This window comes from Niallia circulans, from assembly GCF_003726095.1.
Classification (GTDB): domain Bacteria; phylum Bacillota; class Bacilli; order Bacillales; family Cytobacillaceae; genus Niallia; species Niallia circulans_A.
Genome location: NZ_CP026031.1, coordinates 2,831,444 through 2,848,050, shown reverse-complemented (window position 1 = coordinate 2,848,050; position 16,607 = coordinate 2,831,444). Strand labels below are relative to the sequence as shown.

Below are 16,607 nucleotides of genomic sequence, written 5' to 3'. Positions count from 1 at the left end.
TTTTTGAATAAAACAGATTCATTTAACAGTAGTTTTAAAACAAATCATTTCTCCCATTGTTTACACAGCGCAAAGATCTTTCAAAATAGAATCGTAAACTTTAAGCATAAATCTTACGATAAATAATAATTAAACTTCAAACTGCCATACTAGTATATTCTTCTTGAGTAAAAGAAGGATATAGAACGAATATCTTGAATTTGTATAATTGTAATCGTTTGCAATTATTTTAGCGTTATACGATGCCGAGGTTACTTAAAGGGGGTGATTCTTAGAAGGGGAAACAAAATACATCTTAGTCCAGTAACAATTCTGCATTTTTATTTGCGAGCATTAATAATACAGGAGAATTGGGGGGATTATTTTGAAAAAGCATAGATGGCCTTTTTTAACAATAATCATGACAATTAGTTTATTACTATCTGCATGCGGAGGAGCTGAAAAAAGTTCTGGAGGAAAAAATGGTAAAATAACGCTTACGATTTATTCGGCCGCTGGTGGAGATGAATACTATAAGGATATTGTTATACCGATGTTTGAAGAAGCAACAGATGGAAAATACAACGTGGAATATGGTCGAGGTACACCCCAAGAAGTAATCAACAAAATAAAAACACAAGGTAAAAATGGAACCATTGATCTAGTGGTGACTGGTTTAGATGGTCTTCCACTTGGCATTAAAGAAGGCTTATGGGAAAAGATATTACCCGAATACTCAGAAGAGACTCATTCTGCAGAATGGAATGAAATTGGTCAGGAGTATATTGATAAATTCGAAGGCTATGGTGCACCAGTTACAACTGGTTCTGGTGGTCCTATCTTGATGTATAACACAAAAACAGTTAAAAACCCACCGAAAACATATGAAGAATTAAGAAAGTGGATTAAAGAAAATCCAGGAAAATTTACATACCCTGCAGTTCCATCTAGTGGTCCAGCACGAGGATTCTTCTTTGGTCTTATTCAAGCAATGGGAGAAGATTTAAATAATCCAAGCTCATTAGATAAAACGTGGGATTATTTAGAAGAAATTGGAGAAACGATTGAATACTACCCAGCAAAAACATCTGACTCCTTTGATCTTCTTTATGAGGGAGCAGTAGATATTGTACCGCACATCCCATTCTGGTATGCGGATAATAAAGCGATTAAAACAATCCCGCCGCATATTGAAGCTGTGAAATTGGAGGATGCCAAACAAGTTATCGATTCTCAATTTTATGTAATGGTAAAAGATTTACCAGAAGATCGTAAAAATGCTGCGCTCGAGTTTCTAAAGTTTGCTACTTCGAAGGAAATACAAGCACAAGGATATGTTCGAGGCTTCCTTCCAGCAAATAGTCTAGCAACACCTGATATGCTAGAACCTAAATATCAAAAATCATATGAAACTCTAGTGGAGTCCGTAATGCCAGAGTTTAAAGAAGGCGACAAAATGAAAGTTCCAGACGGAGAATGGATACTATTCCCAGACTTAGAAGAGACCAATGAATTATACGGTCTTTGGGAAGAAAAAATTCAAGCACTCAAATAGGAAGTATTTTCCCTAGTCTCTTGTTTGCTAGAGACTAGGGAGAGAAGGAGGAGAATTAGTATGGAACAATCAGTATTGGCAAATACGGAGTCGGCAGCATCTAAAGCAATCAAGAATACGACAAGTACAAAGGTTGAAATCAAGAATTTAACAAAACAATTTGGTGAATCAACAGCTGTGAATAATGCGAATTTGACCATTGAAAGCGGCGAATTTATGACATTCCTTGGACCGAGCGGCTGTGGGAAAACAACTATTTTATCGATGGTATTAGGAACCCTTGAGCCGACTTCAGGAGATATTCTATTTAATGGCTCTCCGATTAATCATATTGCTATGAATAGGCGAGATATTGGCATGGTTTTTCAGAACTACGCTTTATTTCCTCATATGACTGTTTCTCAAAACATCGCATTTGGTTTAGATATGCGCAAAGTAGAAAAAAAGGAAAAAAAGCGCAGAGTACAAGAAGCAGTGGAGATGGTTCAGCTAAATGGACTGGAAAATAGATTTATTAAAGAGTTAAGTGGAGGACAGCAGCAGCGTGTTGCCCTTGCAAGAGCACTAGTTATTCGCCCAAAGGTTCTATTATTAGATGAACCATTAAGTAATTTGGATGCAAAGCTTCGTAAAGATATGCGAATTCAAATTAAAAAAATTCATGATGAACTAGCGATCACCACCATTTATGTAACACATGATCAAGAAGAAGCATTGTCGCTTTCCACCAAAATAGCAGTAATGTCTAAAGGGGAAATTCAACAGCTAGGCACTCCAAAGGAAATTTTCGGAAAGCCTAAAAATCACTTTGTTGCCAATTTCTTAGGCTACGCTAACTTTATTAAAGGAAAAATTGTCAGTAAAAATAATGATCACTTTATTTTTGAATCAGATGCAAAGCTTCGTTTGGAAATAAAAGGGGATGGTCGCCATCAGGTAGGGGATAGTGTACTTCTAACAATTAAGCCAGAAATGATTGAAATTGTCTCAAATGATCGAATCGGAGCCAATGTAATAGAAGGGGAGATATTGGTTGGGGATTATGTTGGAAGCACTACTGGCTATGAAATTAAAACCAAAGATGGTTCTATTTTGAAGACCAGTGTTTTAGGGCTGGATCCTTATAAGGCCCACCAAAAAGTAAAGCTATATTTGAATCCCGCTAAGATTATTATTTTGGATGAGGGGTGAAAACATGAATCATCAGGCAAAACCGAAAAAAAGTGATTATTTAATGCTTCTGCCGAGTCTGCTTCCAGTACTTTTGATATTTGTTTATCCCTTAATAAGAGGGATTATGATGACGTTCCAAGAAAATGGAACCTCTCATTTCACGATGGGTAACTATATTGAGTTTTTTACAAATCCAGATTATTATCAAACTATTTTTCGAACGCTTGCTTTAGTGATTCCAGCAGCATTTCTAGAGCTATTTATTGCTTTCGCGATTACCTATTATATAAGAGGAAAGATGAAGGGCAAAGGAATAATTGCCGGATTAATTATTTTCCCCCTTACATTAGGTTCCTTAATTATTGATATGGCGATTATTTCATTTTTCAAGCCAACAGGCTGGTTCAACACGATTCTTTTACAAATTGGCCTTATTGATGAGCCAGTCAGACTTGTCTATAACTATACTGGTGCATTTATTGCTTGTGTTATTTTGGGTGTGGCATTCCTTGCTACTAATTTCATCGGGATGATGGATTCCATTGACCCAAATTTAGAAAAGGCTTCCAGATCGCTTGGTGCCAGCGAATGGGTTACATTTAGACGAGTATTTTATCCACTTATTCGTGGTGGGGTTTTAAGAGTATTTGCTTTAAATATTATTATGCAGATTGGTGTGTATACCTCTGCCGTGATTGTAGGTAACCCTGCATCGGCAACCCGGACATTTGCTGTAGTTGCTTTCGAAGAGGCGATGCGAAACTTTAACTACAGTATGGCTAATACAGTTGCTGTAGTAATGGCAATTACGCAATTAGTAATCCTGGCAATTGTGTTTGCATTACGTAAACGAGGATTCGTCGGTTCAGCAAGTACATTTAAATAACAAAGAGGTGAGATGTAGTGAGAATTGTGGAGAATACCATAAAGGGTGGTATAAACAATCCTACGGAAGCAAGTGTACCTAAGAACAGTAAAGTGGCAGGATTACTCAAACTACTCTATAAATTTCTAACATGGCTTTTAATAATAGTATGTATTACCTCCATTATTGGGATGACGATCGCGGTATTATTAACTGCCTTTGGAACAGAATGGTATGGTACTTTCCTTCCAGCGGGGTACACAGTGGACTGGTTTGTTCAGGCTTGGCAGGTTTATGAAATAGGGCATTTTTATAAAATAACCTTACAAATTGTTGTAACTGCGACCATTATATCATTGTTGCTAAGTATTCCAACTGCATATGTATTGGGGCGTAAGTCATTTCCTTTTAAAGAAGGCTTGATTAGTTTCTTTCAGATGCCTTTTACCTTACCAGAACTTGTTTATGCTATACCTGTTGCTTCCATTTTTTATTCAACAGGTCTAGCGGAAACAATTCCTGGCTTAATATTAGTTAACTTAATTGTCGGTATTCCGTTTTCTGTTTTCATTTTGCTTCCATTTATGGAGTCGCTGGATCCAAGATTGGAATGGGCTGCTGAATCCTTAGGTGCAACTAAATTTAAATTATTTAGTAGAATTGTTATCCCGCAATTAGTCCCTGGGTTAACGGCTTCTGCCATTAATATTTTCATTCGTATGTTTAGCACATTTACCATTATCCTATTAATCTCCGGACCGAAGACACAGACATTAAGTGTCATGGTATTTAGTGTCCTTCAAGGAGCAGGTTCCCAGCCGCAGCCAATGCTTAATTCACTAGCATTAACATTAATGTTTCCCTTATTGTTATTTGCTTTTATAAGCTTATGGATTTCCAGCTTTACCCAAAGACGGCTTGGTAAAAAATAAAATGGTAATTCGCTGATTTCGAAAAAAATATTTATGTGAAATAGTCGCATAGAATTACTTAGAAGCATTTCAAACAAAGAAGACTGCTAGACTTATATGAAACGTTAAGAAGGTATTTCGAGGAGATTAACAATTCTAAATCTCTTTTAACAAGAATAAATAGATTAAGGAAAAGGAGAGGGTTTTGTGCTAAATGTAGCTATTATCGGTTCAGGAGCTATTTCATCTGCTCATATTGAAGCATATCAACAATTTCCTGAGCGCTGTAGGATTGTTGCCTTATGTGATTTGTATCCTGAAAAGGCAAAAAAACAGGCCGAAGAATTCCATTTGAATGCAACCGTGTACGAAGACTATCAAATGATGCTGGAGCGAACAGACATTGATTTAGTTTCGGTGTGTACGCCGCCTTATACTCATGCAAAAATTGCCATTGATTTTCTTGATGCTGGAAAAAATGTATTGGTGGAAAAACCAATGGCTTCTTCTTTAGAAGAGTGTGATGCCATGAATGCAGCGGCAGAAAGAAATGACAAGTTATTGTCCGTTATTTCGCAAAATCGTTTTCAAAGTCCAATGATGAAGTTAAAGAGCGTACTTGATACGAAAATGATGGGACCAATTGTCCATACACAGGTTGATTCCTTTTGGTGGCGCGGGCATAGCTATTATGATTTATGGTGGCGAGGTACTTGGGAAAAAGAGGGTGGTGGTTGTACCTTAAATCATGCAGTCCATCATATTGATATTTTTAAATGGATGAATGGAATGCCTTCAGAGGTAACTGCTGTGATGAGTAATGCCTCTCATGATAATGCGGAAGTAGAGGATATTTCTGTTGCTATTTGCCGTTATGATGATGGCAGCCTTGCACAAATAACAAGCTCTGTTATCCATCATGGAGAAGAACAGCAGTTAATCTTTCAGGGTAAAAATGCTAGAGTCTCCGTACCATGGAAAGTAAAAGCGTCTAAATCAAAGGGAAATGGCTTTCCAGTAGCGGATACAGAACTGGAAGAAAAAATTCAGCGCTATTATGAGCAGCTAGATGATATTCCATATGAAGGGCACCCTGGTCAAATCGATGATGTGTTAACAGCGTTGGAACAAGGAACAGCAGTGCTAGTAGATGGAGAACAAGGCAGACAAACACTTGAGCTTATTTCAGCAATCTATGAATCTGCGAGTACAGGGAAAACCATTAAGCTGCCATTAACAAAAGATAATTTATTCTACACAAGAGAAGGTACACAGACAAATGCAATTCATTTTTACGAAAAGAAAACAGCCGTTGAAAATTTTGAAGATAATGATATTACGGTAGGCGGTAAATATGAGTAATATGAAGGAGGAGAAAAATGTGAATAAAAATGATGGAATGAATTATGCGCCGAAAGGTCAAGTAAATAAGGTAGTCGAAGAAGGGGAATTTCTGTTTGCTGCGATTGGCTTAGACCATGGGCATATCTATGGGATGTGTAATGGATTAATAGAAGCAGGCGGCACGTTAGTAGCTGTTTATGATCCAGGTGCGACACGTTTCTAACGGAAAAGGTTAGACACTAAGGTTCTTTAATCACCTTAGGAGAACTGATTTCTCGATAGGTGGAATGAAGAGGTAACGCTCTGAAACGCCTACTCTAATACTCCGACATGCCATTTCTATGGTTAAATAGATTGGTATGAAGCTCGGTGAAGTCGGCAGAGAGATACCGTAAGTTGATAAGGGGCTTTCCTTGTCAATCACGAAAGCTGTCTAGCGGTAGATGGTGTATCCTATATGCCGGGAGTCCATAAAGTATCTATGGTTAGAATGAATAGGGATATACTGACAAATCTCCGAATGTACGGTTCTAGACATAAATGCTGTAGAAATGCAGCAGGTGGCAAAATTGCGATCGTATGGGTGGGTAAGTAAGAATCTGGATTATGAAAGCCCATAGCTTGTTACAGGCAAGTTATACATACAGGACCATAGGAGAGACCTAAGGATATATGGGAAGGATAGAGAAATTGGAACGTGGAAAGCGGAAGGATGTGGAGGCATTAACCTGCTTATGAAGCAGTTCTGTATATAAAGGGGAACAATCTAACCTATTAAAACAGATTAACCTTTCGTGAGAGTGGAGTCACAGTACCTATGAAACCATGATAATAAATGGGGGAGGGATAGGCTCTAGTTGGAAATTTCCAAGAATGCTAGATACATAATAAATAACACACGATTCTTTTGGAATTTTCAATGGAACGCCGTGTGAGATGAAAGTCTCATGCACGGTGTGAAGTGGGGGAAAAGCTGGAGATGGCCTCAAAGGTTTACCTATCACTATATGCTGAAAAAGTGCAAAAATTTATCCAAATCTATCCACAAGCAAGGGCAGCAGCGTCAGAAGAGGAAATCCTCCAAGATAAAACGATTCAGCTTGTAGCAAGTGCGAATATTCCAGTCCAGCGTGGCCCACTAGGGTTAAGAGTATTAGATGCTGGGAAACACTATTTTGTGGATAAACCTGCTTTTACTACAATGGCACAAGTCGAGCAAGCAAAGCAAAAGGTAGCAGAGACAGGTCTAAGATGGGGGATTTATTATAGTGAACGATTACATGTAGAAAGTGCCGTATTTGCTGGTCAATTAATAGAAGAAGGAGCGATTGGCCGGGTTATTTCTGTAATGGGCACAGGGCCACATCGTGCTAATGTAAATAGCCGACCTGACTGGTTCTTTGATCCAGAGCAATATGGCGGAATTTTAACGGATATTGGCAGTCATCAAATCGAGCAATTTTTGCATTATGCAAATGCGAAAAGTGCGAAAGTCCTCCATAGTACGGTTGCTAACTATCACTATAAGCAATACCCAGAATTTCAGGATTATGGGGATGCAACCTTGGTGGCAGATAATGGCGCTACCTTTTATTTCCGTGTCGATTGGTTTACTCCGGATGGGCTGGGAACTTGGGGAGATGGCCGTGTGACAATTATTGGGACAGAAGGCTATATTGAAGTGCGAAAGTATATTGATATAGCACGCAGCAAGGAGGGGAACCATTTATTTTTGGTAAATGGAGAAGGAGAAAAATACTATCAATTAAGCGGTAAAGTAGGCTATCCATTTTTCGGTCAATTTATTTTAGATTGCATAAATGGCACAGAAAATGCGATGACACAGGAACATGCCTTTACTGCTGCAGCATTATGTATTGAAGCACAGGAAAAAGCGATAAAAATCGAATAGGTCGATTAAAAGAGTGTTAGTGAATTGGCGATAGGCAAAACAAATAAAACGAGAGTGCAGAATAATATTCATGCCTCTCGTTTTATTTGTTTTGTGTCCGTTTGCTTGATAGAGTGCTTTGTTTTACTAGGTATAAGTTGTCACGCTATTGTGGAAATGGTAAGATGTATAGATGATACTAGTTTCATTTTAAAGAAAAATGGGTATTTAGCGATCATTTTTCTTCTATAATATATAGTATTACGTCAGTCTTATAGATAAATAATCAAAAAATGGATTTTAAAGGATGAAATCACAGGATAAGTTAACAAAGAAGACAAATATTTTTCATCTGTTTTTAATGATAAAAAGATAATCTTCCCAATAACTAGTGCGATTTCTCATTATAATAGAAAAAGGAGCGTTTTTTAATGCTTGGAATTTTAAATAAAGTATTTGATCAAAACAAACGCGATATTAAAAAATTAACTAAAATTGCGGATAAGATTGAATTGCTTGCAGATGAAACAGCAGCATTATCGGATGAGCAATTAAAGGGAAAAACAGAAGAATTCAAGGCGCGATTCCAAAAAGGTGAAACATTAGACGACTTATTGGTAGAAGCATTTGCAGTTGTTCGAGAAGCAGCAAAGCGTGTGCTTGGACTTTATCCATACCCTGTCCAGTTAATGGGGGGAGCATCCCTTCATGAAGGTAATATTTCAGAGATGAAAACGGGGGAAGGTAAAACGTTAACTGCGACAATGCCTGTATATTTAAATGCTCTCTCTGGTAAAGGGGTCCATGTTGTTACAGTCAACGAATATCTTGCTACTCGTGATGCGGCAGAAATGGGACAATTGTATAATTTTCTTGGCTTAACAGTGGGGCTTAACTTAAATGGCCTTTCAAGAGAAGATAAGCAAGCTGCTTATAATGCAGATATTACTTACGGAACAAATAATGAGTTTGGTTTTGACTATTTGCGTGATAACATGGTTCTTTATAATGAGCAGAAGGTACAAAAACCATTGTATTATGCTGTAATCGATGAAGTCGATTCTATTTTAATTGATGAAGCACGTACACCGCTGATCATTTCCGGTTCCGCGCAAAAATCAACACAGCTTTATGTTCGTGCCAACATTTTTGTCAGCAGCTTAAAACCAGAAAAAGATTATACGTATGATGAAAAAACAAAGGGTGTTCAATTAACAGAAGAAGGAATGTCCAAAGCAGAGCGTGTATTCCAAATTGAAAACCTCTTTGATGTTTCCAATGTTGCGATTAACCATCATATTACCCAAGCGCTAAAAGCCCATGCAAGTATGCATAAGGATGTAGACTATGTGGTTCAAGATGGCGAAATTGTCATTGTTGACCAATTTACAGGTCGTCTGATGAAAGGTCGCCGCTACAGCGATGGCTTGCATCAAGCAATTGAAGCAAAGGAAAACTTAGAGATTCAAAATGAAAGTATGACCCTTGCAACCATCACATTCCAAAACTATTTCCGTATGTACGAAAAGCTTGCAGGGATGACTGGTACAGCGAAAACAGAAGAAGAAGAATTCCGCAACATTTATAATATGAACGTTGTTGTTATTCCAACAAATCGTGAGATCGTTCGTGATGACCGCGCAGATTTAATCTATGCTTCTATGGATGGGAAATTTAGAGCGGTAGTGGAGGACATTGCGGAGCGCCACAAAAAAGGCCAACCAGTACTTGTTGGTACAGTTGCGATTGAAACATCTGAAATTATTTCTAAATATTTGACGAAAAAGGGCATTCCACATAATGTCTTGAACGCGAAAAACCATGAAAGAGAAGCGGAAATCATTGCAACTGCCGGAGAACAAGGTTCCGTCACAATCGCAACGAACATGGCAGGTCGTGGTACGGATATTAAACTTGGTGAAGGTGTAAAAGAATTAGGCGGATTAGCCGTTATCGGTACAGAGCGTCATGAAAGTAGACGTATTGATAATCAGCTTCGTGGTCGTTCTGGTCGTCAAGGAGATCCAGGGGTTACACAATTCTATCTTTCGATGGAAGATGAATTGATGCGCCGTTTTGGTTCCGATAATATGAAAAATATGATGACAAGACTAGGCATGGATGATTCTCAGCCAATTCAAAGTAAAATGGTCTCTCGTGCTGTAGAATCTGCCCAAAAACGTGTTGAAGGAAATAACTTTGACTCACGTAAGCAATTGCTACAATATGATGATGTTCTTCGTCAACAACGTGAGATTATCTACTCACAACGTAACGAGGTATTAACTTCGGAAAATCTGCGCTCTATTGTAGAAAATATGATTAAATCATCATTAGAGAGAAATATCCAAGCGCATACTCCAGATAATGCTGATAGAGAAAGCTGGGATTTACAAGCGATCGTGGATTATGTAAGTGGAAATCTTCTTAACGAAGGCGAAGTAGAAGTAAGTGATCTTCGCGGAAAAGAAGGCGATGAAATCGTTGAATTCATTTTTGCGAAAGTACTACAAAGCTATAATGAAAAAGAAGAGAAGCTTTCTCCTGAGCAAATGCGCGAATTTGAAAAAGTTATCGTGCTTCGTGCAGTAGACAGCAAGTGGATTGACCATATTGACCAAATGGATCAGTTACGCCAAGGTATTCACCTTCGTGCATATGGACAAATCGACCCGCTTCGTGAATATCAATCAGAAGGTTTTGCTATGTTTGAAGCAATGGTTATTGCCATTGAAGAAGATGTCGCTAAATATATCATGAAAGCAGAAATCCGCAATAATCTGGAAAGGGAAGAAGTGGCAAAAGGCCAAGCAGTAAACCCGAAAGAAGAAGGCGGCGACAAGAAACCAAAGAAAAAGCCAGCAGTAAAACAACTAGATATTGGACGTAACGCACCATGCTTCTGTGGAAGCGGCAAGAAATATAAAAATTGCCATGGAGCAAATTTATAAAAGAATTTCGTGAGCAGCCTATCTTTCCTTTTAAGGAAGGATAGTTTTTTTTTCTTGGTTTTGGTTTGCGGAGCAAGTTTGTAGGTGAAAGGGAGAGTCGCAAGTAAAGGTGGAGAAGCCGCAAGCATATAAAAAAAACGCACAACTATTTCTCTTTTTCCTCCAGTAAAAACATTATCCACCATGAAATTAACAGGAAAACATGCATTTTTTTGCAAAAAGCCATATAATACATAAAGGAAGTAGTAAACTACCTAGTACTATAATTTATATAAAGGGTGACATGAATGGAATTAGCAGATATTCGTAATGAGTTAGAAAAGATAAATGTAACACTAGAAAACTTTAGGGGGTCTCTTTGACTTAGAAAACAAAGAGGCACGTATTGCTATGTTAGAAGATGATATGCTTCATCCTGATTTCTGGAATGATCAGCAGGCTGCTCAGACCGTCATATCAGAAAGCAATGCATTAAAAGATCAAGTTCATGAGTTCTATAAATTAGTGGAAACTTTTGAAAATCTTGAGTTGACATATGAATTGGTTAAAGAAGAAGACGATGCTGAACTTCGTGCGGAGTTAGAAGAGGAGCTTACAGAATTAGTTGGTCGTTTAAGCCAGTTCGAATTAAATTTATTATTAAGTGGACCATATGATAAAAACAATGCCATCTTGGAACTTCATCCAGGAGCTGGTGGAACAGAGTCTCAAGACTGGGGCAGCATGCTATTACGTATGTATACAAGATATGCAGAGAAAAAAGGCTTCAAGGTGGAAACTTTGGACTATTTGCCAGGGGATGAAGCTGGGATTAAAAGTGTAACATTGGCAATTAAAGGCCATAATGCTTATGGGTACTTAAAAGCAGAAAAAGGGGTGCACCGTTTAGTTCGTATTTCCCCATTTGATTCATCTGGACGCAGACATACAAGCTTTGTTTCTTGTGATGTAATGCCTGAGTTTAATGATGAAATCGAAATCGAAGTGCGCACAGAAGATTTAAAAATTGATACGTACCGTGCAAGTGGAGCGGGTGGTCAGCATATTAACACCACGGACTCTGCTGTACGTATTACACATATTCCTACAGGGGTTGTTGTTTCCTGTCAAACAGAACGTTCCCAAATAAAAAACAGAGAAACAGCCATGAAGATGTTAAAAGCGAAATTGTATCAACGTAAAATTGAAGAGCAAGAAGAGAAGCTTGCGGAAATCCGTGGAGAACAAAAAGAAATCGGTTGGGGCAGCCAAATCCGATCTTATGTTTTCCATCCATATTCCATGGTGAAAGATCACCGCACAAATACAGAGGTCGGGAATACACAATCTGTTATGGATGGTGACCTTGATATCTTTATTAATGCTTATCTTCGTTCAAAAATTAATGCTTAATAAATGAAGCCAAATTCTGGATGGATTAGTATGTGCTAATCTATCCTAGAATTTGGCCTTTTTTATTGGGAGTTCAGGAAAATGTATCCGTTATCACTAGCTATTCACTATTTTTTACATATTTTTCATATAATTTTTTCCAATTTATGAAACTATTCTACAGTTTGTTCGTCTTACTTAAGTGGGATAATTTAAAAGGGATATTTTATTTTGAGCAATAAACGGAAAGAAAAGAGGTAGTACAAATGCAAAAAACAATATTAACCATTGCGGTACCATGTTTCAATGAGGAAGAGGTATTTGAGCAGACAATGGGGAATCTACGTACTGTTTTGCGCGATTTAATGGAAGAAAATTTAATCAGTGAACAAAGCCAATTATTGTTTATTGATGATGGCAGTAAAGATGCGACATGGGAGAAAATAGAAAATGCAACTTTGTTTGATCCTTTAGTTAGTGGAATTAAGCTATCAAGAAATTTTGGCCATCAGCGGGCACTATTAGCTGGTTTGGAAGAGGCTGTGAAGTTTTCAGATTGTGTAATAAGCATTGACGCTGACCTTCAAGATGACACGGGTGTAATCAGAGATTTCATCATAGAGTATTTAAAAGGCAATGAGATAGTTTATGGGGTAAGAAGTAAGAGAGAAACAGATACTTTTTTCAAAAGAAATACTGCCCAAGGCTTTTATCGTTTAATGGAGAAAATGGGATTATCCCTTGTTTATAACCATGCTGACTACCGATTATTAAGTAAAAGAGCGATTGAGGAAATGCTGCGCTTTAAAGAGTCTAACTTATTTTTAAGAGGGATTGTCCCTTTACTAGGCTTTAAATCAACAAAGGTTTATTATGAGCGAAAGGAACGAGCGGCAGGAGAATCCAAATATCCGTTCCGTAAGATGATTGCTTTTGCTTTAGATGGAATCACTTCTTTTAGTGTCAAGCCAATCCGACTTATTACCATACTAGGTTTCTTATTTTCTGTTATTAGCGTATTTGCTGGTGTATATGCCATTGTTCAAAAATTTATGGGACATACAGAATCGGGATGGACTTCTATAATGATTTCTGTTTGGCTGCTTGGTGGATTAATGCTAATGAGCATCGGTTTAATTGGTGAGTACATAGGAAAAATTTATGAAGAAGTGAAGCAGCGTCCACGTTATATTATTGAAAGCAATCTATGCAAAAAAATAGAAAAAAGATCAAAGGTACAATCTTGATGAAGGATAAATCATTTCTTATATTTTTAGTAGTTGGTCTTATGAATACTTTTATTGGTTTAACGATGATTTATTTATGCTTGACCGCCTTTCATTTCGATTATTGGGCCGCAACTTTTATAGGAAATGCAGTAGGAGCATGTGTGAGCTACTTTTTAAATAAGCGATTTACATTCAAAAGCAATGCCGCTCTAGGAAGCAGTGGACTTCGCTTTATTGCCGTAATTTTAGCCTCTTATCTGCTGGCATATAAAGCAGGATTAGTGCTGGTTGAAATGCTGCTTGGTGAATGGAACATTTTCGCTTCCTATACCGATGAAATCGCCGTTTTGTTTGGAAGTGGTTTCTATACTTTGTTAAATTATGCTGGACAAAAATATTTTGTTTTTCCAAAAAGATATCAACAAAATTCTAGGAGCGTCAAATGAATTATCTAAAAAGAGAAAGAAAGTTTTTTTATATAGCAATTGCCATTATTTTCGTATGGGTACTTCCTTATTTTGTGTTAAATGAAGATGCACATATGCGTGTACATGATAATCTAGATTCTAATTTAGGCTGGTATGAGGTGATGAAGGATAACGGAATTGCCTTCTCGCCATTACATACACCAGTGGAACAAATTATGAATGGGGAATTTTCACGAGACACCTATTATTCAGAGTATTATGCAATGGTGTTTCTATTTCAATTCTTGCCACCAGTCATTGCCTATGGCCTTTGCCAAGCAATAACACATTTTGTTGCTTTTATTGGCATGTATTTATTATTGAAAAAATATGTGATGAAAGAAGAGCATAATAAAGCTTATATCTTAACTATTGGTGTGGCGCTTGCCTTTAGCTTAACACCCTATTGGCCGTCAGGAATGCTTAGTATTCTTGGAATGCCTCTTGCTTTATGGAGTATGCTGAATATTTATAAGGGTGAAAGAAGCTGGAAAGATTTAGCCGTTTTAACGCTGCTTCCTTTCTTTTCCACCTTTGTTATCGGCTTTTTCTATTTCCTAGCTGTCATGGGACTGTTCTGGCTTTATGACTTTGTGCGGAATAAAAAAAGCAACTGGGCTTTATTTTTTGCTATTTTGTATATGACAATGGTTTATTTGGCAATCGATTATCGCCTTGTTGCTTCGATGATTGCCCCGATATCCGATGAATTAACGAACAGAGATGTATTTTACCAATCAAAGTTGGATTTTGTCCAAACCTTAAAGCTTGTAGGAAAAAATTATGTCATCAGTCATAATCAAGATCGTACCATTCATCAATATATTATTTTACCGGTGACTATAATTGGATTACTTTTTGTTCTTTTGAAAAAACAGTGGCGAGAAAATAAACTTTACATAGGTCTTCACCTATTGAATATTGTCTTATCCACATGGTATGCTTTTTGGTTTTTTGAAGGCTGGCAGCCATTAAAAGAGAAGTTTGGTATTTTAACAAGCTTCAATTTTGCGCGCTTCCATTATCTGCGCCCAATGATTATATATGTTTTATTTGCTCTTACCTTAAAAATGTTATGGAAGAACCGTAACATGGGACGAAAGTTAGTCTATGTACTGATTATTGGTCAATTACTTGTGTTAGTACCAACAAATGAACAAATCATGTACAAAAATCAACCAAGCTATAAAGCGTACTTTGCTACAGATCAGTTTACTGACATAAAGAAATACATTGGAAAACCGCTTGACCAATATAGAGTAGTGAGCATCGGTATTCATCCGAATATAGCACAATACAATGGCTTGTATACCCTTGATTCCTATAGCAATATTTATCCACTAGATTACAAGCTTCAATTTAGGAAAATAATAGAGCCAGAGCTTGATAAAAATAAAGCACTGAGAACTTATTATGATGACTGGGGCGGGAGATGCTATATTTTCGTCGATGAACTGGGCAAGAATTATCAATACTCAAAGCGATCTAATAAAGAAATCAATCATTTACAACTAAATGTTGAGGCGTTGAAAGAGATGGGTGGCCAATATGTTCTCTCAGCCGTTCCGATAAATAATGCAGCAGAAACTAATCTCACCTTTATGAAGGACTTTGAATCAAAAAATAGCAATTGGCATATTTATTTATATAAAGTGATGTGAAAGAGTACCTGACTTCTCCTAATCAAGAAGAAGTCAGGTATTTTTTTATTTTTGATTCTAGATAGGAAGGTAAAAAAATATATTAAAATGGACAGGCGTTAATAGCCACTTTTACACATACTGTTCTTATAGGAGGAGCTTCATGGAGATTATCATTGCTATTATATTAGGAATAGTGGAAGGATTAACCGAGTTTGCACCTGTTTCATCAACAGGACATCTTATATTGGTAGCACATTTACTGGAATTCACAGGAGAAAAAGCAAAAACATTTGAGATTATTATTCAGCTAGGAAGCATTCTTGCCGTTGTATTTGTATTTTGGAGACGGATTTTAAGTATTCTTGGAATGAAAAAATGGCAGACAGAAGAGGATGTTGGGACATTAAGTATTTTTCATCTCGCAATTGGCATTATCCCGTTTGGGGTAGGTGGCATCCTGTTCTATGATTTTATTAAGGAAGTGCTTTTTCGGTCAGGAACGGTCGTGATAACCCTTATAATTGGCGGCTTACTGATGCTTGCAGCTGAGAAATGGAAGCCACGTAAGCCTACAGCAGAAACACTTGATGAGGTTACTTATCGGCAAGCCTTTACAGTAGGAATGTTTCAGTGTTTTGCATTAGTACCAGGGTTTTCTCGTTCTGGAGCGACTTTATCTGGCGGGGTTCTTGCTGGAATGAGCCATAAAGCAGCATCTGAATTTACATTTATTATGGCCATTCCTATTATGGCAGCAGCGACAGGAAAAGACTTATTCGAAAGCTGGAATTATTTATCCCCACAGGATCTCCCTCTTTTCTTGACTGGATTTATCACCGCCTTTGTTGTTGCATTATTAGCGATCAAATTCTTCTTAAAACTAATCAATAAAATTAAACTTGCTCCTTTTGCCTACTATCGTTTTGTACTTGCCTTCCTCTTTTGGATTTTTATTTTATAAGCTTGAAAGAAAGACCTCGCATACATTTGATGTGAGGTCCTATATTCTATCCCAACTTTCCATAAATACGGAAAATAACGAACCCGTCTGAAGATGATTCCCGTTATTTCACTGCTTTACCACGCTAATTTGCCACCATTTACACTTCAAATAATAGATGATATACTCTCTGCTTGGAAGAATCATTTTGTTTTTTAGAAGCATAAAACTGGGGAAAGGTACATCGCTTCCTCTTTTTCATGTGGATTTTTTCTATAGAATAAGCTG

Annotated in this window: 12 protein-coding genes and 1 pseudogene; all 13 read left to right on the top strand. The window is 37.3% G+C overall.

What is annotated here, in order from left to right:
- Positions 1–364 precede the first annotated feature (364 nt).
- Positions 365–1,534, top strand: coding sequence for an extracellular solute-binding protein (locus C2I06_RS13845; RefSeq protein ID WP_123258226.1), 1,170 nt, complete (start codon positions 365–367; stop codon positions 1,532–1,534).
- A gap of 60 nt (positions 1,535–1,594) precedes the next feature.
- Complete coding sequence (locus tag C2I06_RS13840) at positions 1,595–2,725, top strand: ABC transporter ATP-binding protein (protein WP_095330297.1); 1,131 nt, start codon at positions 1,595–1,597, stop codon at positions 2,723–2,725.
- A 4-nt stretch (positions 2,726–2,729) separates the two neighbouring features.
- Positions 2,730–3,593, top strand: a complete 864-nt coding sequence (locus tag C2I06_RS13835; RefSeq protein ID WP_164463699.1) for an ABC transporter permease — start codon at positions 2,730–2,732, stop codon at positions 3,591–3,593.
- Positions 3,594–3,610: 17 nt separating this feature from the next.
- A complete protein-coding gene (locus C2I06_RS13830; RefSeq protein ID WP_047943901.1) occupies positions 3,611–4,504 on the top strand; it encodes an ABC transporter permease in 894 nt (297 codons plus the stop codon).
- A gap of 186 nt (positions 4,505–4,690) precedes the next feature.
- Positions 4,691–5,845 (top strand): Gfo/Idh/MocA family protein, encoded by a 1,155-nt coding sequence (locus tag C2I06_RS13825; protein WP_095330300.1) that lies wholly within the window; start codon positions 4,691–4,693, stop codon positions 5,843–5,845.
- A gap of 19 nt (positions 5,846–5,864) precedes the next feature.
- Positions 5,865–6,032: pseudogene (locus C2I06_RS13820) on the top strand (Gfo/Idh/MocA family protein); the annotation flags it as partial.
- Between the two features lie 774 nt (positions 6,033–6,806).
- Positions 6,807–7,739, top strand: coding sequence for a Gfo/Idh/MocA family protein (locus C2I06_RS13810; protein ID WP_095330301.1), 933 nt, complete (start codon positions 6,807–6,809; stop codon positions 7,737–7,739).
- Between the two features lie 410 nt (positions 7,740–8,149).
- Positions 8,150–10,669 (top strand): preprotein translocase subunit SecA, encoded by a 2,520-nt coding sequence (gene secA / locus C2I06_RS13805; protein WP_095330302.1) that lies wholly within the window; start codon positions 8,150–8,152, stop codon positions 10,667–10,669.
- 287 nt (positions 10,670–10,956) lie between these two features.
- Positions 10,957–12,061 (top strand): peptide chain release factor 2 gene (prfB, locus tag C2I06_RS13800; protein ID WP_123258225.1). Its coding sequence is split into 2 segments (ribosomal slippage): positions 10,957–11,028 and positions 11,030–12,061, totalling 1,104 coding nucleotides; the frame shifts between segments, so codons are not numbered across the junction.
- Between the two features lie 245 nt (positions 12,062–12,306).
- On the top strand, positions 12,307–13,287 hold the full coding sequence (locus tag C2I06_RS13795; protein ID WP_095330303.1) for a glycosyltransferase family 2 protein: 981 nt from the start codon (positions 12,307–12,309) through the stop codon (positions 13,285–13,287).
- Positions 13,287–13,715 carry a GtrA family protein gene (locus C2I06_RS13790; RefSeq protein ID WP_095330378.1) on the top strand — a complete coding sequence of 143 codons (429 nt, stop codon included), beginning with the start codon at positions 13,287–13,289 and terminating at the stop codon, positions 13,713–13,715. Before C2I06_RS13795 ends, C2I06_RS13790 begins: the two co-directional genes overlap by 1 nt.
- Positions 13,712–15,397, top strand: coding sequence for a DUF6044 family protein (locus C2I06_RS13785; RefSeq protein ID WP_095330304.1), 1,686 nt, complete (start codon positions 13,712–13,714; stop codon positions 15,395–15,397). Before C2I06_RS13790 ends, C2I06_RS13785 begins: the two co-directional genes overlap by 4 nt.
- A gap of 142 nt (positions 15,398–15,539) precedes the next feature.
- Positions 15,540–16,340, top strand: coding sequence for an undecaprenyl-diphosphate phosphatase (bacA, locus tag C2I06_RS13780; RefSeq protein WP_123258224.1), 801 nt, complete (start codon positions 15,540–15,542; stop codon positions 16,338–16,340).
- The last annotated feature ends 267 nt before the right edge of the window (positions 16,341–16,607 follow it).

Bases quoted from the DNA above. Each gene is read 5' to 3' on its own strand.
- C2I06_RS13795 (WP_095330303.1), top strand. From the start codon at position 12,307: ATGCAAAAAACAATATTAACCATTGCGGTACCATGTTTCAATGAGGAA.
- C2I06_RS13810 (WP_095330301.1), top strand. From the start codon at position 6,807: ATGGCCTCAAAGGTTTACCTATCACTATATGCTGAAAAAGTGCAAAAA.
- secA (WP_095330302.1), top strand. From the start codon at position 8,150: ATGCTTGGAATTTTAAATAAAGTATTTGATCAAAACAAACGCGATATT.
- C2I06_RS13835 (WP_164463699.1), top strand. From the start codon at position 2,730: ATGAATCATCAGGCAAAACCGAAAAAAAGTGATTATTTAATGCTTCTG.
- C2I06_RS13785 (WP_095330304.1), top strand. From the start codon at position 13,712: ATGAATTATCTAAAAAGAGAAAGAAAGTTTTTTTATATAGCAATTGCC.
- C2I06_RS13840 (WP_095330297.1), top strand. From the start codon at position 1,595: ATGGAACAATCAGTATTGGCAAATACGGAGTCGGCAGCATCTAAAGCA.
- bacA (WP_123258224.1), top strand. From the start codon at position 15,540: ATGGAGATTATCATTGCTATTATATTAGGAATAGTGGAAGGATTAACC.
- C2I06_RS13790 (WP_095330378.1), top strand. From the start codon at position 13,287: ATGAAGGATAAATCATTTCTTATATTTTTAGTAGTTGGTCTTATGAAT.